Origin of the sequence: Flavobacterium movens, assembly GCF_039581425.1 — a bacterium.
Taxonomy (GTDB): domain Bacteria; phylum Bacteroidota; class Bacteroidia; order Flavobacteriales; family Flavobacteriaceae; genus Flavobacterium; species Flavobacterium luteolum.
Genome location: NZ_JBCPXY010000002.1, coordinates 229,076 through 250,762, shown reverse-complemented (window position 1 = coordinate 250,762; position 21,687 = coordinate 229,076). Strand labels below are relative to the sequence as shown.

Annotated in this window: 25 protein-coding genes; 16 read left to right on the top strand and 9 right to left on the bottom strand. The window is 31.6% G+C overall.

Features of this window, described 5'->3' with window-relative positions; genetic code table 11:
- Positions 1–3 precede the first annotated feature (3 nt).
- From AAYQ05_RS04620 to AAYQ05_RS04565, 12 genes are all read left to right on the top strand, one after another.
- Positions 4–672, top strand: coding sequence for a response regulator transcription factor (locus AAYQ05_RS04620; protein ID WP_343541448.1), 669 nt, complete (start codon positions 4–6; stop codon positions 670–672).
- A gap of 154 nt (positions 673–826) precedes the next feature.
- Positions 827–1,060, top strand: coding sequence for a hypothetical protein (locus AAYQ05_RS04615; protein WP_343541447.1), 234 nt, complete (start codon positions 827–829; stop codon positions 1,058–1,060).
- On the top strand, positions 1,057–1,338 hold the full coding sequence (gene yidD, locus AAYQ05_RS04610) for a membrane protein insertion efficiency factor YidD (protein ID WP_343541446.1): 282 nt from the start codon (positions 1,057–1,059) through the stop codon (positions 1,336–1,338). The genes AAYQ05_RS04615 and yidD overlap by 4 nt, the downstream gene beginning before the upstream one ends.
- Before the next feature lie 92 nt (positions 1,339–1,430).
- On the top strand, positions 1,431–1,955 hold the full coding sequence (locus AAYQ05_RS04605) for a hypothetical protein (protein WP_343541444.1): 525 nt from the start codon (positions 1,431–1,433) through the stop codon (positions 1,953–1,955).
- Positions 1,952–3,196 (top strand): DUF4407 domain-containing protein, encoded by a 1,245-nt coding sequence (locus AAYQ05_RS04600; protein WP_343541443.1) that lies wholly within the window; start codon positions 1,952–1,954, stop codon positions 3,194–3,196. Before AAYQ05_RS04605 ends, AAYQ05_RS04600 begins: the two co-directional genes overlap by 4 nt.
- On the top strand, positions 3,180–4,727 hold the full coding sequence (locus tag AAYQ05_RS04595; protein WP_343541442.1) for a DUF4407 domain-containing protein: 1,548 nt from the start codon (positions 3,180–3,182) through the stop codon (positions 4,725–4,727). The genes AAYQ05_RS04600 and AAYQ05_RS04595 overlap by 17 nt, the downstream gene beginning before the upstream one ends.
- A 3-nt stretch (positions 4,728–4,730) precedes the next feature.
- Positions 4,731–6,476: a hypothetical protein gene (locus tag AAYQ05_RS04590; RefSeq protein WP_343541441.1), complete on the top strand. Its 1,746-nt coding sequence runs from the start codon at positions 4,731–4,733 to the stop codon at positions 6,474–6,476.
- Positions 6,477–6,478: 2 nt separating this feature from the next.
- Positions 6,479–6,988 (top strand): hypothetical protein, encoded by a 510-nt coding sequence (locus AAYQ05_RS04585; protein ID WP_343541440.1) that lies wholly within the window; start codon positions 6,479–6,481, stop codon positions 6,986–6,988.
- A 91-nt stretch (positions 6,989–7,079) separates the two neighbouring features.
- Complete coding sequence (locus AAYQ05_RS04580; protein ID WP_343541439.1) at positions 7,080–7,286, top strand: hypothetical protein; 207 nt, start codon at positions 7,080–7,082, stop codon at positions 7,284–7,286.
- Positions 7,287–7,392: 106 nt separating this feature from the next.
- Complete coding sequence (locus AAYQ05_RS04575; RefSeq protein ID WP_343541437.1) at positions 7,393–7,806, top strand: hypothetical protein; 414 nt, start codon at positions 7,393–7,395, stop codon at positions 7,804–7,806.
- Between the two features lie 6 nt (positions 7,807–7,812).
- Positions 7,813–8,022 carry a hypothetical protein gene (locus AAYQ05_RS04570; RefSeq protein ID WP_343541436.1) on the top strand — a complete coding sequence of 70 codons (210 nt, stop codon included), beginning with the start codon at positions 7,813–7,815 and terminating at the stop codon, positions 8,020–8,022.
- Positions 8,023–8,234: 212 nt separating this feature from the next.
- Complete coding sequence (locus tag AAYQ05_RS04565; RefSeq protein ID WP_343541434.1) at positions 8,235–9,587, top strand: GH1 family beta-glucosidase; 1,353 nt, start codon at positions 8,235–8,237, stop codon at positions 9,585–9,587.
- Between the two features lie 137 nt (positions 9,588–9,724).
- On the opposite strand, the gene AAYQ05_RS04560 is transcribed toward AAYQ05_RS04565, so the two are convergent.
- Both AAYQ05_RS04560 and AAYQ05_RS04555 read right to left on the bottom strand, forming a co-directional pair.
- Entirely contained in the window at positions 9,725–10,087 is a 363-nt protein-coding gene (locus AAYQ05_RS04560; RefSeq protein ID WP_343541433.1) for a hypothetical protein, read from the bottom strand.
- A 355-nt stretch (positions 10,088–10,442) separates the two neighbouring features.
- Entirely contained in the window at positions 10,443–10,631 is a 189-nt protein-coding gene (locus AAYQ05_RS04555) for a hypothetical protein (RefSeq protein ID WP_343541431.1), read from the bottom strand.
- A 508-nt stretch (positions 10,632–11,139) separates the two neighbouring features.
- On the opposite strand from AAYQ05_RS04555, the gene AAYQ05_RS04550 reads away from it, so the two are divergent.
- Positions 11,140–11,316: a hypothetical protein gene (locus AAYQ05_RS04550; RefSeq protein WP_343541429.1), complete on the top strand. Its 177-nt coding sequence runs from the start codon at positions 11,140–11,142 to the stop codon at positions 11,314–11,316.
- A 145-nt stretch (positions 11,317–11,461) separates the two neighbouring features.
- Positions 11,462–13,117, top strand: coding sequence for a tetratricopeptide repeat-containing sensor histidine kinase (locus AAYQ05_RS04545; RefSeq protein WP_343541427.1), 1,656 nt, complete (start codon positions 11,462–11,464; stop codon positions 13,115–13,117).
- A 73-nt stretch (positions 13,118–13,190) separates the two neighbouring features.
- On the opposite strand, the gene AAYQ05_RS04540 is transcribed toward AAYQ05_RS04545, so the two are convergent.
- Positions 13,191–13,724 carry a 5' nucleotidase, NT5C type gene (locus tag AAYQ05_RS04540; RefSeq protein ID WP_343541425.1) on the bottom strand — a complete coding sequence of 178 codons (534 nt, stop codon included), beginning with the start codon at positions 13,722–13,724 and terminating at the stop codon, positions 13,191–13,193.
- Between the two features lie 88 nt (positions 13,725–13,812).
- On the opposite strand from AAYQ05_RS04540, the gene AAYQ05_RS04535 reads away from it, so the two are divergent.
- Both AAYQ05_RS04535 and AAYQ05_RS04530 read left to right on the top strand, forming a co-directional pair.
- Complete coding sequence (locus tag AAYQ05_RS04535; protein WP_281633507.1) at positions 13,813–14,562, top strand: DeoR/GlpR family DNA-binding transcription regulator; 750 nt, start codon at positions 13,813–13,815, stop codon at positions 14,560–14,562.
- Positions 14,563–14,968: 406 nt separating this feature from the next.
- Positions 14,969–15,238, top strand: coding sequence for a hypothetical protein (locus AAYQ05_RS04530; RefSeq protein WP_111426535.1), 270 nt, complete (start codon positions 14,969–14,971; stop codon positions 15,236–15,238).
- Positions 15,239–15,370: 132 nt separating this feature from the next.
- Here the strand turns inward: AAYQ05_RS04530 and AAYQ05_RS04525 are convergent, their stop codons facing one another.
- From AAYQ05_RS04525 to tssD, 6 genes are all read right to left on the bottom strand, one after another.
- Entirely contained in the window at positions 15,371–16,336 is a 966-nt protein-coding gene (locus tag AAYQ05_RS04525) for a DUF2931 family protein (protein WP_343541424.1), read from the bottom strand.
- 140 nt (positions 16,337–16,476) lie between these two features.
- Positions 16,477–17,859, bottom strand: coding sequence for a T6SS phospholipase effector Tle1-like catalytic domain-containing protein (locus AAYQ05_RS04520; RefSeq protein ID WP_343541423.1), 1,383 nt, complete (start codon positions 17,857–17,859; stop codon positions 16,477–16,479).
- Between the two features lies 1 nt (position 17,860).
- On the bottom strand, positions 17,861–18,907 hold the full coding sequence (locus tag AAYQ05_RS04515; protein WP_343541421.1) for a DUF2931 family protein: 1,047 nt from the start codon (positions 18,905–18,907) through the stop codon (positions 17,861–17,863).
- Positions 18,908–18,974: 67 nt separating this feature from the next.
- Positions 18,975–19,148, bottom strand: coding sequence for a hypothetical protein (locus tag AAYQ05_RS04510; RefSeq protein ID WP_250837012.1), 174 nt, complete (start codon positions 19,146–19,148; stop codon positions 18,975–18,977).
- 10 nt (positions 19,149–19,158) lie between these two features.
- Positions 19,159–21,015, bottom strand: a complete 1,857-nt coding sequence (locus tag AAYQ05_RS04505; protein ID WP_343541417.1) for a phage baseplate assembly protein V — start codon at positions 21,013–21,015, stop codon at positions 19,159–19,161.
- Positions 21,016–21,037: 22 nt separating this feature from the next.
- A complete protein-coding gene (gene tssD, locus AAYQ05_RS04500) occupies positions 21,038–21,430 on the bottom strand; it encodes a type VI secretion system tube protein TssD (RefSeq protein ID WP_343541416.1) in 393 nt (130 codons plus the stop codon).
- Between the last annotated feature and the right edge of the window lie 257 nt (positions 21,431–21,687).

Sequence of the window (21,687 nt, the reverse complement as noted above, 5' to 3'; positions counted from 1 at the left end):
CCTATGTTTAAAAAAGTAATTATAGCCGAGGATTTTGAAGAATTCAATTTAGCCATAAAGCAAACTTTGAATGATTTCAATATTGTCAATTTTCAACATGCAAAATATTGTGATGATGCTTTTCTTAAAATTAGAAAGGCCATTCAGGATAATGAGCCATACGATTTATTAATTAGTGATCTTTCGTTTAAAAAAGACCATCGCGAAGTAAAAATTGGCAGTGGAGATGAATTGATTCAAAAAGTTCGTGAACTGCAACCTGACATTAAAATCATCGCCTACTCTATTGAAGATAAAAATGCTCGCATAAAATCGCTTTTTGAAGATTCTGAAATTAATGCTTTTGTTCTAAAAGGCAGAAACAGTATTGAAGAACTTAAAAAAGCGCTAACCTTAATTTCGGCTTCTGATCAAAAATTTATCTCTCCCGAAGTTTCTTCTGCGCTTCAAGAAAAAGGCAATTACGAAATTGACGATGTCGATATTAAAATCCTAAAATATTTGTCTGATGGAACATCTCAGGATGAAATTATAGAAATCTTTAAAAACAGCGATGTAAAACCAAATAGCAAAAGCGCCATGGAAAAAAGATTGGCAAAGCTAAAAGATTTTTTCAAAGCCAATAATACTGTTCATTTGGTTTCGATTACAAAAGATATGGGGATAATTTAATTTCCACTTTACTTCTTATTTAAAGCTCCTTCGGGAGCTTTTTTTATTCTCAGAATTTAAAAAATTCAGATTATGGATTTCCGTAAAATACTGGTTTTGATTGGTTTTACTTTTGGATTATAAATCAATTTAATATTAATTAAACCCAAAAATTATGGAATACAAAGTAGTGCCATTCGTGGCTTCAATCGATCCCAAAAAAGGAACTTCTAATCATGTTGCTGAACAACTTGAAAGTTTGATAAAAAATTTCACTAATCAAGGTTGGGAATATGTGCGTTTGGAAAGCGTGTCAACATTTGTTCATCCTGATAGTGGATGTTTTGGATTAGGTGCTAAACCAGGTTACACAACAAATAGCCAAATGGTTGTTTTTCAGAAAAAATGAAATATATCATATTATTAATTATTCGAATGTATTGGATTTTAATTCCTCAGTCTAAAAGAAGAAAATGCATTTTTAAAAAATCCTGTTCAAATTATGTTTTTGAAACAACTCAAAAAGAAGGTTTGATAAGTGGCCTAAAAGCATTTCGATTTCGATATAATAATTGCCGAAATGGCTTTCAAATTTTTAAAAATCCTGTTACTAATAAAATCCAAATAATTCTTCCTTCTCTTATTATAGTTGAGAAGGAAGAAATTTCGGAAAGATTAATTACTTAAATCTAAAACAAAATCAGGTATTTGTACTCTTTCTGAAGGACTCAATTCTAATTAGTTTTATTTAATATCATATATCTTAAAGTCTTTAAATTTTGATTTCACAACATCTAAAATATTTATTCAAACAGATAGCCTTTACTAAAACAGTATTGATCAGATTCCTAATCATTCTTTTTAAGAGAAATAAAAATATTGAGATATTAAAATTAAACTACCAAACAAATTATTTGTTCAAAAACAGTTTTATAATAATTGAATATGAGTCTAAAAATGCTTTATGGTATTCATTTAACAATAAAAAAACTTTAGAAAGGAGCATCAAAATTTTCAATCTAGAAAATATACCTCCAAGCATGAATATAGTAATTCATGGTTTTTTTAGAAAAAAGAAATATTCGCTAAAATTTGAGCCAACGCTAAAAATAGAAAACCAAAGTTTCAAAACAAGTTTTTCAAATCTTTCCTTAAATCTGAAAGAGAATCTAATTCCTCGATTAACTCATCCTCTAACCGAGATTTCTATTTCAAAACCAGAAATAGAAACAGCAAAAGTTAATATAAAATATCAAGCAATTAATTTTAAACATAATACTTATAACCAAAATGAATTTATATGACACGAGAATATTACAAACTACCGGAATCTAGTGCATTAATGCGCTTTTTATGGAAATGTGCGGGTGGCGATCGCTATTTACTTGAAAGAGCTACCTATTCTGATCAAATAAAATATATGTGTTTAGGAGGAATTGTTTTTGCGACTGGCGCTTTAGCTGGTATTGCGGGAGGCTACGCTTTCTATACTATATTCGAGCCTCGCGGATCAGCAATTGATAATCCTATAGATTTTCAAACTATTTGTATCGCTATCTTTTTTGGACTTGTTTGGGGATTAATGATATTCAACATAGACAGATTTATTGTAACAAGTACTGGAAAAGGAGATGGAACCGAAGCCATAACTATAGGAGAATTAAAAAGTGCTCTGCCCAGAATTTTAATGGGAATGATTATAGCTATGACGATTTCAAAACCCGTAGAAATCCGAATGTTTAAAACTGAGATTGATATAAAGCTTCGAGAGAAACAACTGGAACAGCAAGCAGAATATCAGAAAAAAGTCGATAAAACATACGCCGATCGAGAGAAACTACTAACAGCTGAATTTGGAACTATTGCACAAGAAAGAAATGCATTAAACGAACGAATTAAATTAGCAGAACAAGCTTATACTGATAATTTAATGGGAAAAGCCAAAGGAATTGTTGGCGGGAATGGACCATTATCAAAAGCATTAAAATCACAATTAGACGATTTAACAAATCAATTAGCAACTTTTGATAGACAAAATGGAAAAGATTTAGCCGAACTAAATAAAAGAAAAGATTTCTTAAGAATAGAAAAAGATAAAGCCAGAGCAGATAATACTAAAATAGCTAATGGCCTTGATGGTTTACTTGAGCGTATAAAAATTGCTCATGAAGTAGCTGGTTTTTGGATTTCTCTTTTTATCACTTTACTATTTATGGCAATAGAACTTACTCCTATTTTTTTCAAATTAATGCTAACCAAAACTACCTATGACTATTTAGCAGAAAACCGTGATGAATTAATTAAGGCAGAGTACGGGATTGAAGTAAAATACGATTACTACAAAGACAAGCAGGGAGTTGAAAAACATTTGGTTGTTAATCATGAGGCCGAAAAGTTAATTTTTGAAAAGATAAAAGTTACTGAAATTCAAAAAGAACTTACAGAATATGCTATAAAAAAATACAAAGAAAGAGAAATGAGTAAAATAGATAATAATCTTGATGCTTATATAAATTCAATCGAAAAAAATGAACAAAGCAGTTAACGAAATTCGGCTTTTTTTATTTACCTGTTCTGGAGAAGATAATTACATTTTAAAAAGATGTAATAAACGAATCCAGAAAAGATTTGCTTTACTTGGCTTTTTTGTACTTCTAATATTTGTTGGATGCTTCTTCAGTGCAACATTTTTCATTATTTCATTATTTAATGGAGCTCACTTTTTCGGCATCATCATTGGTCTTATTTGGGGAGCGGTAGTTGTAAATATGTATTTATTATTACTTCATACTATCTCACCAGCAATAATCCCTTTATCATCAAAACGAAAAAAGAATAAAAGTTCAAGTAACAATCTCGAAGGAATAAATCCGAGCCAAAACAGTTCTTTAAATCTTTCTATGATTTTGAGAATTGGCTTTATGACTTTACTGGCTGTTATTATTGCTCAGCCTTTAAATGTATCTTTTCTTTCTTTCTCCGTACAAAGTGACATTGAAAAACATAAGATTTCGGAAAGAATTAAACTATATACATTAACAAATAAGCAATTAATTAAAGAAGAATTTCTAAATCAAAAAGACTTCAATTCTAAAATTATCAGTCAGGTAGGTTATAAAGAAGTAAACTCTTTAAAAAAACAAATTGGTATAATCGATTTAAAAATTAAAACAGATAGTTTGTTTATCATTAATGCATCAAAGCAATTAGCTAAATTTAATAAAATTGATAAGCAATTTAGTTTAAGTAATAAAGAAGAATTACAGAAAGCGAAAATATTAAACAGCCTTGAAATTTTATTAGACAATGAATTAACATCAGATCAGAATTTTCTAATAAATATTAATTCCATAGCTGTAGAAGGTTCACTAAAAACAGATTTTGATAGTTTCAAAGAAAAATTAAACGCTTTAGTCACAAATAAAATTGACAACTATAATTCTTTAAATATTCTTTTAGATAAAAGTAATTTTTATGTAAAAACAATTCAGTTATTATTTACTGGAAATCCATTTTCATGGATTATTACAATAATGGTTTGCTTAATATTTCTATTACCAATCTATTTTAAATATAAAACTCGTGATTTATGTTCGAGAATATTCAATACTAAAGAAAGTAACGAACCCGATATTATCAAATTAAGGCAAGAACTTATAAACACAACTAATTTTAATTGGTTAGAAAATAAAATAAAATCAGTAAACATAAATAGTATTAATACATCAGATTATTATTTCCAAAGAATGTTAATTGAACATCGAATTATTTTAGAAGAATACGACCATTCTAAAAAACTTTTTACAAAAAAATTGTCTCATAATATATCCTATTTCAACAGAGAATCATTAAATAGATTAACTCCTCTATTAGAAAAACTAAAAAAGTTTAATATTCAAAAATATAATGAGATTGTAAGATCGATTAATAAAGAATATACGGACGAAGAAATGTTTAAATATGAATATTGGTTAGATTCTCCTTTTAGAACTAAAATGAGGTTAATTACAAAGACTTCAAATGATGAAAAAGGACTACTAGAATTTCTCTATGATCAAAAACCTGAAAACGATTAGAAAATGCTAGATAAAGCAGTAAATATCATCAATGAAGAAACTTTTGTAGGAGAAGACAATCTAACCTATAAAAAAATTACATATGAAATTCTTACACCAAGAAAGATATATTTAAAAGGAATTATTTCTGGAAAATATAGAGGTATCAAAATCGAAGACGATTATGAAAAAGCTGATTTGTTTGATTTTGAAATTTATGAAGCAAATGTAACAACTGAAAGTCGTGATGACTTTAGAGCTAACGAACCATTTATTTTTCCCAGAGATTTTGAAAATGTTATTAAAAGAAAAAGAATAAAAGGAAATAAATTTCCAAAAGAAAAATTACCTAAAGATCTTCCCGTTACAATAACTGCAAATGAAAAATTATTTGGAGTAAATGTATTAGAACCAAAATTATTTGAATTTGAAATAATAAGAAAACTTCACCAAACAGAAGGTGATGAAATTTTCGGATCTTTTAATGCTTACATTACAGGATATATTATTGATAAAACAAGAGAAATCGAAGAAAAAGTCATTTTGGTTCAAGATGAAATAACTTCTATTCCAGAAACTCCTTCAATTTGTGTATGTAGCAATATTGAAACAGGTAAAACAGAAATTAAAAACAATTATATCCGAAGAGAATATAAATGCAAAAATCATAATGATAATGTTTGGGGTAATTGGGAATATTTAAAAAATAGTCAGCCATTAAATTTTAGATCTCGTAATAATATTGGCAATAATTCAGGGTGCGCAAGTCAAGGTATTGGAATTCTTGGCATTTTATTCGGATTAGCGTTTATCATATTTATGCTTCCAAGCATTTTATATGTTATTGCTCTTTTCGCAATTATTTTAATTTTAGGTAATCTTGGATCATTTTTCAAACCATTATTTAGAATAATTGGAATATTATTTTTAATAGGATTTATTGCTTCTCTAATTCATTCTTTTAGTACACAATCACATACATATAACCCAAAACCCCTAATTGTTGATTCACCAAGAGAAGTAGCTCCCTATATTCCTATTGACGAAACTAAACATGAAGACCAAAGTATTGAAAATGATAGTATCATAACAAGATATAGATCATGGAAAGATTATTATGGAAATAAATATGAAGGTGAATATAAAATTAAGTTAAGTGATTATAAAAAAGCTCACCTATTCAAAGAAAGCCTTCCTTTAAGCACAAATACCATGAATGCTTATGATAAGGTTATTTTTGATTTAAAAGAATTTGATAAAAATAATTTTAACAGTCTATTTCAACTTTTTGATAGTATTGGTAAAGCAAAAAAATTAAGCAAAATACAATTTGCAGAAATGATTGTAACATTTGTTCAAGATATACCATATGCCTTAGTACTTGATAAAGACTGCAATTCTAATTTATATAGTGATCGTTTTACAAGAAATTATCTTTTAAGCAATAAAGGAGATTGCAATGGAAACCAACGATTTGGAATCAATACTCCTGTAGAATTTTTAGTAAATCTAAAAGGCGACTGTGACACACGCACATTATTATTGTACAGTATTCTAACTCATTACAATTATGATATTGCACTTATGAGTAGTGAATTGTATGGACACTCAATAATTGGAATTAATTTACCAATTAACGGCACTGCTTTTAGTTATAACAACCAAAAATATATTCTATGGGAAACGACAGCTCCAAATGCTAAGCCTGGAAATATACCAAACGAAATTTCAAATTTAAATAACTGGAGAATCTCTTTAAAATCAAAATAATTATGGACAAACAAAGCTTATTTTTTACCTGTATTGTGGCAATAGTTTCAACTTTATTAATGCTAATGTCAATTCAATTTTTAGCAAAAAAATTAAACATCAAATCTGAACAACAAGAAAAAATAAACCTTTCATATACAATATGGCATGTTTCAATTCTCGTCACTTATTTCTTATTCTTAAAGGTTGCTTTAGAATTAATAGAAAATTCAATTGAAATAATCATCTATTCTAAAACTATAGAAAATACATTTTTAATATCAATACAAAAAATTACAATTTTTATTGGCTTTACTTTTTTCTTCACTTTCATATCCTATTTTACTGTTGAAAAAATACTGCAATTATCATTTGGTAAAAGATTAGACAATATTGAAATTGAAAAAGAGAACATCGGTTACTATCTTATAAAAGGAATTTTATTAGTCTCTTTTACTTTTTCTTTAATAACCATATTTGAACATTTCTTACAATGGTTTATCCCAACAGTTGATACCCCATTTTATCATTAATTCACCCGTTACGGATTCCCGTAACACACTGATTTTAATTGGTTTTACTTTTGAACAAAATAAATATTTTTAAAACTAAAATTTTAAAATCATGAAAAATTATTATGTAAATCAAAACGCACAATCAAACGGTGATCATGAAGTCCACACTGGAGATTGTATTTATTTACCATTATCTCAAAATCGAAAATATTTAGGAATCTTTTCAAACTGTAAGGATGCCGTTATTGAGGCAAAAAAAACTTACACGAAATCAAATGGATGTAAAACTTGTTGTAAAGAATGTCATACTAGTTAATCCCTACTAAACTTTATTCTTCCCTCTAAAATCATATTTAAAAGAGGGAAGATTTTTTTGGAAATAACAATTTCATTTATTTTTTCATATTAAAATCACATCGCCTATGCGAAAAAACTACCTCATCTTATTTGCATTATTCTCGTTTTATTGTTGCCAAAAGACTGCTTCTCCTCCTCCGCTGCCACAAGTAAATTCATTTTACAGATCGGTAATTACACCAGATGACCGAAAGACGATTACGCCGGAAGAAGCTAGAACGTATCATGTAAATAAAACGTATCAATATGAATATCGAACGGGAAATCCTGAAAATTACGAATACAATTATGATGTAAAAGGAGTTAATAACATTGGCGATTCGGTTTGCGGAAATATTAATGTTCAGGGAAAATACGGCGCAGGAATTTTAACCAGCGATACAATTGCAGAAATCGAAATTAGCACCGAATGGATTTCCCACGGAAAATTAAAAGCAACCGATAAAAGCGGAAACGAATATCAATTAATTGTCAAATAGAAACTAATGAAATATACTGTACTCTTGCTTTTTGTTTTTGCTACTTCTTTTCGACCACCAGAAACAAAAGTTTTTATTTGTGGTTCTACAGGCGCAAAAAAATACCACTATAATGAAAATTGTCGTGGCTTGAGTTCTTGTAGTCATGGAACAGTAAAAACATCACTTAAACAAGCTCAAGGTTTAGGATTGACACTTTGTGGATGGGAAGATTAATCGTCTTCCCATTTTCCATATTTAATCATTTGATAATAATCACTTTACAATAATTTCACATTAGTTTTCTTAATTTGATATAAAACTAATCGTTATGAAACTTTTTAATCTAAAATTTCTGGTATCATTCAAAGAATGGCTTTTTTTAAGAGCAATGCAATCTTCTTTCCTGCATTAATAAACTATTTAAAAATAAAGGAAAGTACTATTGAATGAATAAAATTGAAAGCTCATTTTTGAACAAAAACCAATTTGGTAACGACTTCTTGTGGGGTATTTCTACCGCCGCTTTCCAAATTGAAGGAGCACATGACGCCGACGGAAAAGGTTCTTCTATCTGGGATGTTTTTACTTCTCAAAAAGGAAAAATCAAAAACGGACATCATGCTATAACTGCTTGTGATTTCTACAACTCCTATCAGAATGATATTAATTTAATTAAAGAATTAAATATTCCGAATTTTAGGTTTTCTATCAGTTGGCCTAGAATTATGCCGACTGGCGTTCATCCTGTAAATCAGGCGGGAATTGATTATTACAACAAAATTATAGATTCGCTTCTGGCTTCTGGAATAGAACCTTGGATAACACTTTACCATTGGGATTTACCGCACGAGCTGGAAGTAAAAGGAGGCTGGACCAATCGCGAATCGGTTTCTTGGTTTAAAGAATATGTCGAAGTCTGCGTACAGTATTTTGGCGATCGTGTCAAAAACTGGATGGTAATTAATGAACCTTCAGTATTTACTGGAGCGGGTTATTTTTTAGGCATACATGCGCCTGGGAAAAAAGGAATTACCAATTATCTAAAAGCCATGCATCATGTTACACTGGCAACAGCTGCAGGCGGTAAAATAATACGCGAAAAAGTTCCCGATGCACATATTGGAACTACATTCTCCTGCACGCATATTGAACCTGCGACCGAAAATGCAAAAGACATTGAAGCCGCAAAACGTGTGGATACTCTTTTGAACAGAACTTTTATAGAACCAATTTTAGGACTAGGCTATCCGCAAAAGGATCTTCCGGTTCTTAAAAAACTGAACAATTATATTTTAGAAGATGATTTAAATAATCTCGCTTTCGATTTTGATTTTATCGGATTGCAATGTTATACGCGAGAAGTTGTAAAACATTCTATCTTGACTCCATACATTGGCGCCGAATTAATAAGTGCTGAAAAACGAAATGTGATTTCGACCGATATGGGCTGGGAAGTTTATCCGCCTGCTATGTACCATATTCTTAAAAAGTTTAACAAATATGACGGAATCAAAAAAATAATTATCACCGAAAATGGAGCTGCTTTTCCAGATACTGTCCAAAACGGAAAGGTTCACGATATAAAACGAACTCATTTTATTCAAGACAATTTAGAGCAAATTTTGAAAGCTAAAAATGAAGGTCTAAATGTTGACGGGTATTTTGTGTGGACTTTAACTGATAATTTTGAATGGGCCGAAGGTTACAATGCCCGATTCGGATTAATTCACGTTGATTTTGAAACCCAAAAAAGAACTATTAAAAACTCTGGATTGTGGTTTAAGGATTTCTTATCTTAACTGTTTTATTTTAACGAAAAGTGCGTAACCGTTAAAACAAAGTTCGCAAAACGATATAAATTGCTTTGCGAACTTTGCGTATCCCGATAGCTATCGGGATTGTGCCATTTGCGGTTAGAAAACTAACCCAAATATCATTACGACTTATATTTATAATTCTGTTTTAAGATTCCAACATGAATTTTTCCATTAGGTTTTAAATTCGTTATAATCCTGATATATTTCTCCTCAGGATATTTTACCTCAAAACTAAAGGTTGTATCTTTTGCTTTAACCTGAAGTATGTGTTTTCCTTCACCAGAAGTTGATAATCCAACTGTTTCGTAAGTAGGCAGCGCTTCTGTTGCTTTTAGGGTAATTTCTTGAACTTTTTCTTTATCCAGAAATACTTCTAGTTTTATATTGTCCAATTTCATATCTGTTGGCTGTTCAAACGAAACAACATATTTTTTACAGCCTACAGCACATAAAATAATTACTAATAATAAGAGTTTTTTCATAGAAGATATTTTTTAAACTGATCCTTAATAGAAATTCAAAATCTATTTTTTGTTTATAAATATAGATAATTTTATGGCAATTCTGCTAATGCAAAATTCAAGTTTTACTGTTTCTAAAACGAGCAATTTCGGTTAAAAAAAACTTCAAAAAAAAGGCTTAAAAATCACTTATTTTATTGAATTTCATTAGGTTTAACGGGATTTTTTTTTTATCTTTATAGTGTAAATAACAGTAAATATATGCCGAAAAACAAACTTTTTAAATGCCTCAATTACCCTTCAAAAAATTATTCTTTTTATTTCTTCAAGCATTTTATTTTTCAAAATGCGATCCAATTTCATTTCGAAATTAATCTTACCAATCTTTTTTCTGGACAAGGTGTAAACAGACAGAAAACAGTAGCACAAAAATTTCAGCCATAATCGTATTTATTTTGCGAAGATCTATTTTCTGAACTCCGTTTTTAGAAAATAAAACTTCCAAATTCATGAAAAGACTTCCTTTTTTAGGAATCTCTTTCGACTCTTCATGTTCATTTTTCACCAAAAACTTTTTTTATATGCCATTATTTTTGACTTCGACAATTAAATTGTCACAAGTGCTTTTGATCTTTACTTCAATCCTATATTATTTCTGCATCTTTTAACCGTTCGCAGCCAACTTTTGACGGGCTTATTGCATCTATAATAAAGAGATCTCTTTCAACTTAAATAATTCAAACTAGCCTTTTGCATACTTTTTTCTGGGAATTCTCGGGAATCTCAGGAAAACGCAGGAATTCCGGGAATCCCTTGCTAGTTAAGGCTTAGAAGCGCCTTTACTTTGCACCAAGAAATTAGTTCAAGTTTTGTCTGCAGACTAAAACAATCGTAAAAACTAGTTCTAATTAGGAGTGTAAAAACCGTAAGACCGAGTTTATTCGGGAAGTATAAATAACGTCTTACTGTTTTACTCTCTTCACTTCCCAAAACCAATGTTGGTATTGCCACAGAAAGCCTCTGGATCATTCCGGACAGCAATACCTATGTCTAATTTCTTAAAAATAAACAAAATGAAAAACCTAATACTATTTATCGCTTTTGCGCTATTGTTCACGATATTTTCTTGCACTCCTGATGAGTATGAGACACAACCAGTTATGAAAACTGAAAAAACTACTCAGCCTTCATACGCTGGAGATGCTACTCCAAATGGTCCTGGTGATGCAAAACCACCTGTTAAACCATAAACTAAAATTATAATTTTAGTATCTAATTAATTACTATTTTCGGGGAAAGTAAATTTATATGTTACGGTCCCCGTTTTTTTATTTTATTCTACTTCTCTCTCTTTTTTCATGCAAGAAAGAAAGTCCTACTACTCCTAACACTGAATTGATTCGAAAAGAAGCGCTTAGTCTACGAGATAAGGCTGCTAAAAATTATGAAAAAGCAAACTTTAACACCGCTTTTTATGAATTTAACAAATCAAAAGCCCTTTTTGAAACCTTAAAAGACAGCGCCAAAATTCCTTATATACTTATTCAAATGGCGTCTATCCAACTGGTAAATGGTGATTATTACGGGAGCAAGGAAACTGTAACGGAAGGACTCATTTATGCTAAGGATAAGGATCATATAGCCTCTATAAATAATATATTAGGCATAGCAGACAAAGAACTTTCTCTTTATGATGATGCCATTTATTACTATAAAAAGGCAGCAGATCAGTATACCGATTCTACTTACAAACAATATCCAATACAAAATATTGCAGCTGTTTATATTCAGCAAAAAAAATATGATAAAGCAATTACTCTTCTTGAATCTATTTTAAGAATGAATTTTTCAAACGATGTTTCCAATACTCAATTTAAAGCTACAATAAAAGACAATTTAGGTTATGCTTATTTAAAAAAGGGAGCGGAAGATAAAGGATTTCATTTAATGCACGAAGCACTCCAGATCAAAATTGACACTAAAGATATCTATGGAAGCATTGAAAGCTATTTACACCTTGCTGATTATTATTCAGAAAAAGACATAAAGAAATCAGATGAAAACGCTCTTGCAGCGTATACCATTTCCACAAAAATGAATAGCGTTGATGAAAGATTAGAAGCGCTGCAAATATTAATCTCAAATGACAACAGTCCTAATACAGCAAAATATACACAAAAGTACTTTACATTAAATGACAGCATTATTAAGGTTCGAAATAATTTTAAAAACAAGTCTGCCAAAATTAAATATGATGCCCAAAAAGAAAAAGACGAAAACGAAAAACTTCGTTTAGAAAAGGCCGAGAATCAATTATCGCTCCAAAGAGCGCAATACCTAAAAATCGTATCAGTAATTGTTTTTGCTTTTTTAGTTATTCTAATATTCATTTTAATACGCTATTATAAAAATAAAAATAAAGCCATCGAATTTAAAACTTCGTACAACACCGAAACCCGAATTGCTAAAAAGATTCATGATGAATTGGCAAACGACGTCTTTCAAGTTATCGCTTTTGCAGAATCTCAGCCATTGTCTGTAGAAAACACCAAGGAAAATTTACTCCAAAAACTAGATGATATTTATAGTCGCGTAAGGGGAATTTCTAGAGAAAATAATAGTATTGATACAGGAGCAAATTTTACCCGCAGTATAAAAGAAATGCTTTCTGCTTATAATACACGAGAGAGAAATATTATGATTACCAATTTAGAAAATATAAATTGGGAGCATATTGACGATATAAAAAAGATCACCATCAGCCGAATTTTACAGGAATTAATGGTGAATATGAAAAAACACAGCGAGGCCAGTATTGTTGTAATACGATTTGAAAGTGACCAAAAATCGATTTCAATAAATTATAGAGATAATGGCAAAGGCTGCGAAAAAAGTATGATTGTAAAAAATGGTCTTCAAAACATGTCAAATCGCATTATAGCCGTCAACGGAACATTTGATATCGATACAGAACCTAGCAAAGGATTTAAAGTAAAAATATCAATGCCAGAACAAACTCAGATTAAAGTAAAAGAAAAATTCGCGTATTAAATAAAAAGCCTTTCAGAATTAATCTGAAAGGCTTTTCTCTTCAAAAAACAATCCTATTATAACCTTATTTAGCTTATAATGTTTCGTTTAAAACCGCCACCGCTTCTTTCCAGTTATTTACCCGCAAATGGTGCGTCTTGTTTATATTATGAAAGGCAGTAAACATAATAGGCTTGCCCATGCAGTAATCTAAATTTTTACAATGGTCATCAATTAAATAATCGGTATTTATAATTCTTTTACTGCCACATAAAACAATATTTTCCCATTTTATAAAAGGAAAATGCTCTGCGAGCCAAGCTACTTTTTCGGCTAGGGAAACAGGAAATTCTGTTGCTGCGGAAACAATAAAAATTTCAAAATTCTTTTGGAGTTCTTGCAAACTCTCGACTGCATCTGGCATTACAGGCAGGTTTCTAAAAAAATTCCCTTTATTTAAAATTCCGTGCAAAAGTGCTCTTTCCTTAAAAGCTTCTTCTTCACTTAATCCTTGAATGCTTTCTTTTGAAAGTTTCATTCCGTATTCTTTATTATATTCTTCAATCAATTGGGTTTCTATATCCGCTAGTACCCCATCCATATCGACTGCAATGGTTTTTTTTCTCATGATAATTTTATTTTGCGGTAAAATTATGCAAAAATTGCAAAACATTGCAATTTTTAACTTATTTTTGCAATATAAAACCGCAAATAAAATGAAAAAGGAAGAACGTCAAAAAGCAATTTTAGAATATCTATCTAAAGAACATCGAGTTAGCTCTGTAGAATTAAGCGAATATCTGAGCGTTTCAGAAGATACGATCCGACGTGATTTAAAAGAGCTTTCAGATCAAGGACTTTTAAAAGCAGTTCGTGGCGGTGCGGTCGCTCCTTCTCCGATTCCACTTCATTATAGAAAAAGAGAAAAACACGATATCGAAAACAAAAAAATTATCGCTCAAAAAGCTATTTCGTATTTAAAAGACGGACAAGTTGTTTTTATTGACGGCGGAACCACTTCTCTAGCTTTAGTTGCAAGCTTTCCTTACGATTTAAAATTGACGGTTATTACCAATAGTTTTCCCATAGCTTCGTTGGTGGAAGATTTACCCAATATTGATTTAATTTTTGCAGGCGGTAAAATGTGCAAGACTTCTTTTGCGACATCGAGTATTGAAACAATTGATTTCTTTAGAAATTTTAGAGCAGACATCTTCATTTTAGGAATCTGCAGTATTCATCATGAACGTGGTATTACGGGAATTTTATACGACGATTCTGTGCTGAAAAAAAATATGATTAAAAATTCCAATTTTGTCATCGCTTTAAGTTCTATCGAAAAAGTGGAAACTGCCGAATCTTATTTTGTCTGTCCAATAAAAGATATCGATGTTTTGGTAACCAATGTTTCTCCGGACGAGGAAATTTTAAAGCCGTATAAAAATACTGGTTTGACAATTTTATAAACACAAAAAAGCCTTTCAGAATTTTAGTTCCGAAAGGCTTTTTCTCTACAAATTAATTGGGAATATTATTTCCATCGGCCGCCCAAGTTCCAGCAAACCTAAATTTTACAATCAAAGTTAGGGCGCAATTCAATCACAAATAATAATTTCTATCTTTGTTTTAAACTTAAATTAAGAGTTAAAATCCAGTAAAAACAAAAGTAGGTTTTTTCTTTCTTTTTAAAATAAAAGCATATCTTTGTAAAGTCAAAATACTATACAAGGAGAAATCCGAAACTTAAATTTTAAGTTAACATAACGAGCCCTCATCCACGTTGAAGGAGCTAGTGATAGCCCTAATTCCACTCCTTGTAGTGTTTTGACACAACCGAAGATGAGGGCTTCGTGCGTTTAAATATTTTCGAAAATGTCAAAAGAAAATCAAAAACCAACACATCGTGATGTAATGCCATCCGTAATTAATTTCCTTTCAGACGAATTGTTTGAGGGAGATTACAAAGAACAGCCTATGTATTTGCAAGAAATCTTCGAGCTTTTAATGCATACAGAGTTTGGAGACGATATCAATTTAAGGCAAAAAATACTGAGCTGCTTAAGAACCAGCCGAAATCTCGCCGAAGCCTTATCGTCATTTTCAGAGAAGCAGATCTATAAGGCTTGCGCTAGTAATAGATAAATTATTTCAATAAAATTAAAAACCCTGCAAATTGATATTTGCAGGGTTTTGTTTTTACTTAAAATAGAAAACCAATCTTTGCGGGCACGGATTGCAAATCTGCGCTATCGGGGCTTTTTTAAATCAACTTTTTTAACCCTTATATTTCCAAATATTCTCAAAATCTATTTTTTTGATTGGGGTTTCCTTTTCGCATTGTTTAAAAATTAATTTCCTATTACTTAAATCTGCATCCATGCGCAAAATAATTTCTATAGGTATATTTGGGTCTGCTTGTTGGAATAGACTCATGATTTCGTCTTCGTCAAAAGGCTTGACTTCAAAAACAGTTTGAAGTTTTTTACTGTCTTGAAAAATGAAATTTAGCTGTTTAGGGACAGCTCTTGGCTTAAAAGGGTTTTCTTTAATGGGTTCAATAATTTTTTCATTAAAAATTGTTTCTTCTTCGCCATTAAACATCTTAAATCCTATGTTCATTAATTGATGTCCTTCTATTTCGGTTTTTGCACGCCAAGTGTATTTTTTTCTGTAGATATCATAAATATCATATTGAATGCCTTTCTTTTTAAACTCTTCTTCAAACTCAGGTTTTAACTTGCCCATTACTTCAAAATAACCTTTTTGGGTTACTTCTGGATTATTAGATAATTTTTTAATATCAAATTGTGTCTCTTTTGCCTGAAAACGAGCCACTTCTATTTGCTGGTCATTGCCATATACCCAAACCACCACTATGCCCCCAGGTGCACAGTTTACTATTATTTCGTTATAATTTGAAATTCTACCGGTTCGCCAATCTATCGTCCCTTTTTCAAAAAGTTTTTTCAGGGTATCAATAGGCATGTCCCAATTGCCTGTATAGAACTTGTTTTCTTTAAAAGATGCCCAGGTAATTTCCATTCTTACAGGCAGTGCTTTTAAATCTTCGCCTTGTGTATGGGTAGAGCCAGAATTGCCCCAACCATTACAATTTGGGACTGATGTTGGAATATAAACACTACCACCATCTTCTAAATAAAAATGAGAGTCAAAATCAAAAATTTCTGTTGGATAAATTTCTGGAGCATTAGATGTGGGCAACCATTCGTATTTTTTCATTTCGGGTTTACAGGATATTATAGTTATTAATAACAAAGAGGTTAAAATTCTCATGAGTGGGGTTCTATTTTACGAAATCTAACAATGGTTTTGCCTTCTATTTTGTAATTGGGTAAATAAGCTCCTACGGTATCTCCAAATTAAGAGTTCCAGTGTATGTATTTGTGTCTTAAATCTTTGAGCATATTATGGTCACGCACTTTTATATTAAAACTCTTTACATCATTCGGGTTCTTCAAATCCAGTTTTTTTCGCAATTGTTCAATCTCCTTGCTGGTGTAATATTTCATTTGAGTCTGTTTGCCATTGATATATTCAGCTAGGCGTTCTTTTACTTTAAGCAAATCTAATTCATCCACTTTTGAAGGTTTGGGAATACTAAATTTCTCATTCAGTCTATCCATATCAATTGTTTTAGAATATTCATTGTTGAGTTTTTCAACCATCAAGTGTAGAGTAACAAAACTATAGGTATTGCGTATGCCTTTGCGGTTTATGAAGGTTTGATGCCAGCTATCAGGACGTTCTACTTCATTTTCGTTAACCCAACCTTGCTGTATAAGATTGTTTAGATCATTATTTAATATTTCGTCATATTCATCGTCGTCATAACCATCACCCCAAGTGTTATCTAAATCCATTATTTGTTTAGACTCATTCATTTTATCGGTGTAGCATCCACCAACATCAGAATGCACGCCAGGCAAATAAAAATCTTGCCCACCTGCTCGTGCAGTAGGCGTAAGCATAAAGTTTTTGCGATGTTCATCGCTGGCGCAAAAATGAATTATTTTTTTTGCTTTATACAAATTATTGATTTCCACATTAAGGTTGTTTAAATGAAGCTCACTCACATCATTGTCATAATTTGGATCTGTCGTGGTGTTTGTAGCATTGGGGTCATAAGAAGAAACTGTATCGTACAATCCTACAAACCGTACTTGCAAACGTGCATATTGCACCTTATGTTTTACCAGTTTTGAACCCCAAATGTCGTCCTTTCTTTTTTTACTCAGTTCATAAATAAAGTTTCGGGCTGCCGCGGCACCCCTACTAAAACCAAACACATCAACGATTAATGTATTTATGTCGTCTTTTCCTTTTAATTTGCTTACTCTTTCAGCCAATATATCGCATCCCTTTGTAACTTTGGCAACAATACCTTGTCTCCCTGCGCCAAATGCAACCCCTAAATGCCCTTCTCCAAACGCAGTTGTTGTATCGTCTGTATCAGCACCTAAATCATCAGTCCCAATACCTTCTATATAAATACTATCTGCATATTTTTCTTTTGCATAATGCAGTTCCTTGCGGGCTACATTAGAAAGATCGTTCATGTAACTGTCTGTTTCTTCATCAGACATTTTACGATAGGCGTTGTTAGCGTCGCTTCCTTTTTTTGCTAATCTAGCATTAGTGTTAGTTCTGTTATTTTGCGTACCGTCGAAGAAAACACCAATTCGTATATCAATTGTTCCTTTGGGTGGCGGCAGTGGCGTGTAATCTCCAAATACTATACTCATCTTAGTTTAGTTTACCAGAATCTTGGCAATTTTGATTTAAATTATATTTTTTCCCTTCTTGTTCTATATAAAAATCTACTACCCACTTATCATCCTCTTGTTTTGTAGGATCAATTTTTATTACCATTTCTGCAGATTTATTTTTGTCAAGATGTTTTTTAAATAATTTTCGAATCTCAATTTTATCAAAATCTACAGGAATTTCATCCTTACCCATAGGTTTAAGATATTTTTCCCAATATTCTTTATCGTTAGTAAAAGCAATTCTAGACACAAACCGTCGTTCTTTTTTGCCATTAGCAACTGACCAGTAAATTTGAAAAGCGTAAGGAATGGCTCTATATTTCGTATCTATTGGCTTATCATAAGGATCTTCCTTTTCTCCATTACACATTTTAATGTACATTGAAGTAAGCTTAGCACCTTCCGGCAAGATTACTCGTGGTTTCCATAAATATTTTTCTCTATACTCCTCATAAACTTCTGATTGAGGATAACCGTATTGTTTGATTTGTTCCCGAATGTCTTCAGATATAACAAAATTGTTTTCTAATCTATGTTGACTATAACCTTTTCGAAACATATACATTTCGCTTTCGATAATAAGTTTAGGATCTATTACCGTTTCATGAGCCTGAAATCGAGCCACTTCCACCTGACTACCAGCCCCCGCTACCCATACTATAACCATTCCTTTTGGTCCGAGACCAATATTTATATAATCATAAGATTCCTTTACATTTTCTAAACCTGGTTTAGCAGGAAATCCTTCATCAAAAAGCTTTTTTATTTTTTCTGTAGGTAGTTTCCAGTCACCTTTATAGAATTTATTATCTACATATGATAACCATGTCATATCAAGTCTGTCTGGCACTGGTGCTTTTATATAATCGATACTACCCAATCCTCCCCAGCCAGAATTGCTAAATCCGCCCATTTGGCTAAAAAAATAGCCTCCTGCTGCTCCTGTATAAACTTCTACAGGATACTCTCTTGGTGCACAAATATCTGCTGCCCACTCATATTTTTTTTCTATATATGAACTCATTCTTATTGTTACTACAGTTATCACTATTATTATGATGAAACATAATAAGATGTTGTATTTCTTGATACTATTTTTTCTCACCGTTTATTATTATTTTTTTACCACAAATCAAATTTAAATCGTCTTTTGTAGCTTCATAATTCAATTTATTGGCATTTTTTTCAAGTTTTCTGCCAACAGTTAATTGATAAGAATCACTCACTTTTATTTGAATAATCTTCGCTTGTTTTGCAATCGCCATAAAAATTAAATTAAAAAAGATTAGATTTTTCTGTGCTATTAATACGCACTTGCTTTCCGCTTTGTATGGTCATATCTTCTTCATGACTATAAAGACTTGCTTCCGAAGCTATTTCATTTGAAATGTCTGAAGTACGACTAAAATCCTTATCAACCAATTCAGTCCTATTATCTGATTTTTCCATAATATTCCCATTTGCATTTACATAAATATCATTTTGAGCTTCTTGAGAGATATTATAACCTGCATCAACCTCAATATCCTCTTTAGCTTCAATTTTTACATTTTTACCAGCTTTCATAACAATATCCTCACCTGCCTCAAATTCTATATTTTTTGGAGCTTTAAACCTAATGTTTCCATCACCATGAATCACGGCTATTGTTTTGCCTTTTTGGCTTTCAATTGTTATGTCACCCGTAGCATCGTCATTAATAATTCGGTTTCCGCTTCGGCTATGCATTACTGCTTTTATATCATTATTCGGCGTACTATAACCGCTTTTTTCTTTTTTGCTGGTCATCGTTCCTATTACAATAGGCAGTTCTGCATTATTGCCCTGAAAATCTACAAAAACGGTGTCGCCAATTTCAGGTATGATATGAGCGCCTCTGGCATCGCCTCCGTAATTCTGCACTAAAGGAATGTAAGGCGTGGTTTGGCCTTTGGCTGCCTGCCACGGCATCTGTACCTGTACGCCGCTAAATCCATCAGGATCTGCGTTGGCGGTTACAATCGCGGTCTGGCTCTTGCAGTAAGGCACTAAATCTGGATCTGTCTCTGGAGAAAATACAGAACCGTTGAAATTTACGGCTGTAAAGTGGTTTTCGTAACCGCCGCCGTCATCGCAGACGTGCGTAATTTGGGTTACGCGGTACGAGCTCTCCAACTGCATGTCGACACCCAATACGCGCACTTCGTTTCCTACAGTAATGCCTGGAACTTCACTCGATGCTTTCATTTCTACCAAACCGCTTAAAACTGCGCGCATTTTATTTTTGGCATATTCCTCAGAAGACCGTCTTCCAGATCCGCCAACAGGAGTTTGGTTAAGCTGTATTACGGTTTCTATATTAAAAACTTCATTAGACCTGTTTAAAAAGTTTTGATGAAATCCGTCAGCTTCTTTTCTGTATCTTAAAGTTTCGTCGGTTTTATACTGGCCGTCATAATTGTCATTCTCCATTATTTTAAACTGGGCAGGCAAAAGTTTAATGGTATAATCAAAATCCTGCATGTTTATTCCGAAGATTAATTTTGGCTGTCCGCCAACGCCGCCAGGACTTCCAAAAATGGTTGTCCGTCCATTATAATATAGCCAGTGTCCGTTTCTTTTTGCCAAACGGTTCAGAAAAGCGAAATTGCTTTCGTTATACTGCACGGTATAAGGCAGATTTTCCAAATAAAATGGCCTGACATCCATATCGATATCACAGCCTGATTTTACTTTGCTTACAATATCGCTCAAAGACATATTGGTAAAAGAGTTGCATTCTGGCCCATTTTCCAGCACTATTGTGGAGCTTTTTCCTTTTATCACAATGGTTCCTTCGATGTCTTTGATACGTGATTTTTGCAGTTTGACTTCGGTCACTATACCATAAAACTGCATAATATAATCTTTAGGATCCGCCCCAATAATAAGATCTTCCAGTCCGTCTATAGGTTTTATCTCTATGCTTATTTTTTCTCCATATAATTTCTGAGAAAAAGGCATAACGCTTTTAAATTCTTCTACCAATAAATCCTGTCTAACTTCAAATGAAAAAGTGTGATGGTCGTGAATGGTCTGAAAAACTTCTAATTTGTTGAAATTAGTAATTCGAATTTCGCCAATTCTAATATTTGTGATCGTTTGTAATGCCATATTAATTAGTCATTTAGAAGGTCTATGAATTTTTCCAGTTATTTTCAAAAAGTGTGTTTCCGATTTTTACTTCATTTGATGAAATTAAAATCTCGGTGACCATAGGAACAGATCCTTCACTTCTAAAACTTTTATGAAACGATATGCAATAGCCTTTTTTGAAGGTTACATTTTTCATGGTGCTCATTGCGTCTCTACGATAAAAAATGATTTTTCCGTCTTTTACACTCGTTTGGGATACCATCCAATCTGAAAACAGGTCTGTCTGTGTCGTTTCTACCACCAGTTTTATCTGTCCACCTTTTGTCTTGTTGGCAGGTTTTCCGTTGTTATCAACATTCTGGCTAAAGTGAACATCAAATTCTAAAACATTAAACACTGCATTGTCTAATTCTAATTTTGCTAAAAAACTCATATATAAAGGGTATTGATTATTTTACAGGTTTGTGTAGATTTTATAACCTTAATCAATAAATGAGAAGTGGTATTTAAGTAAATAAAATATTACATAATTTATATTGTAAATATAATAAATAGTTTAAAATAAGTAAGAAAAATAGTAACAATAAAAAAGAAAAACAAAAAGCATAAAAATAACCCTGAAAACTAATTGTAGCTCCCAAGGTTTAAGGTTCCTTTTTTCAGAACAGTGAATTGCAAATACAAAATATT

What these genes read in the sequence shown, in the direction of transcription:
- AAYQ05_RS04520 (WP_343541423.1), bottom strand. Translation starts at nt 17,859, where the DNA reads ATGAGTATAGTATTTGGAGATTACACGCCACTGCCGCCACCCAAAGGA.
- AAYQ05_RS04560 (WP_343541433.1), bottom strand. Translation starts at nt 10,087, where the DNA reads ATGAAAAAACTCTTATTATTAGTAATTATTTTATGTGCTGTAGGCTGT.
- AAYQ05_RS04585 (WP_343541440.1), top strand. Translation starts at nt 6,479, where the DNA reads ATGGACAAACAAAGCTTATTTTTTACCTGTATTGTGGCAATAGTTTCA.
- yidD (WP_343541446.1), top strand. Translation starts at nt 1,057, where the DNA reads ATGAAATATATCATATTATTAATTATTCGAATGTATTGGATTTTAATT.
- AAYQ05_RS04510 (WP_250837012.1), bottom strand. Translation starts at nt 19,148, where the DNA reads ATGGCGATTGCAAAACAAGCGAAGATTATTCAAATAAAAGTGAGTGAT.
- AAYQ05_RS04515 (WP_343541421.1), bottom strand. Translation starts at nt 18,907, where the DNA reads ATGAGTTCATATATAGAAAAAAAATATGAGTGGGCAGCAGATATTTGT.
- AAYQ05_RS04505 (WP_343541417.1), bottom strand. Translation starts at nt 21,015, where the DNA reads ATGGCATTACAAACGATCACAAATATTAGAATTGGCGAAATTCGAATT.
- AAYQ05_RS04565 (WP_343541434.1), top strand. Translation starts at nt 8,235, where the DNA reads ATGAATAAAATTGAAAGCTCATTTTTGAACAAAAACCAATTTGGTAAC.
- AAYQ05_RS04620 (WP_343541448.1), top strand. Translation starts at nt 4, where the DNA reads ATGTTTAAAAAAGTAATTATAGCCGAGGATTTTGAAGAATTCAATTTA.
- AAYQ05_RS04615 (WP_343541447.1), top strand. Translation starts at nt 827, where the DNA reads ATGGAATACAAAGTAGTGCCATTCGTGGCTTCAATCGATCCCAAAAAA.
- tssD (WP_343541416.1), bottom strand. Translation starts at nt 21,430, where the DNA reads ATGAGTTTTTTAGCAAAATTAGAATTAGACAATGCAGTGTTTAATGTT.
- AAYQ05_RS04540 (WP_343541425.1), bottom strand. Translation starts at nt 13,724, where the DNA reads ATGAGAAAAAAAACCATTGCAGTCGATATGGATGGGGTACTAGCGGAT.
- AAYQ05_RS04535 (WP_281633507.1), top strand. Translation starts at nt 13,813, where the DNA reads ATGAAAAAGGAAGAACGTCAAAAAGCAATTTTAGAATATCTATCTAAA.
- AAYQ05_RS04600 (WP_343541443.1), top strand. Translation starts at nt 1,952, where the DNA reads ATGACACGAGAATATTACAAACTACCGGAATCTAGTGCATTAATGCGC.
- AAYQ05_RS04570 (WP_343541436.1), top strand. Translation starts at nt 7,813, where the DNA reads ATGAAATATACTGTACTCTTGCTTTTTGTTTTTGCTACTTCTTTTCGA.
- AAYQ05_RS04575 (WP_343541437.1), top strand. Translation starts at nt 7,393, where the DNA reads ATGCGAAAAAACTACCTCATCTTATTTGCATTATTCTCGTTTTATTGT.
- AAYQ05_RS04525 (WP_343541424.1), bottom strand. Translation starts at nt 16,336, where the DNA reads ATGAAAAAATACGAATGGTTGCCCACATCTAATGCTCCAGAAATTTAT.
- AAYQ05_RS04550 (WP_343541429.1), top strand. Translation starts at nt 11,140, where the DNA reads ATGAAAAACCTAATACTATTTATCGCTTTTGCGCTATTGTTCACGATA.
- AAYQ05_RS04530 (WP_111426535.1), top strand. Translation starts at nt 14,969, where the DNA reads ATGTCAAAAGAAAATCAAAAACCAACACATCGTGATGTAATGCCATCC.
- AAYQ05_RS04580 (WP_343541439.1), top strand. Translation starts at nt 7,080, where the DNA reads ATGAAAAATTATTATGTAAATCAAAACGCACAATCAAACGGTGATCAT.
- AAYQ05_RS04590 (WP_343541441.1), top strand. Translation starts at nt 4,731, where the DNA reads ATGCTAGATAAAGCAGTAAATATCATCAATGAAGAAACTTTTGTAGGA.
- AAYQ05_RS04595 (WP_343541442.1), top strand. Translation starts at nt 3,180, where the DNA reads ATGAACAAAGCAGTTAACGAAATTCGGCTTTTTTTATTTACCTGTTCT.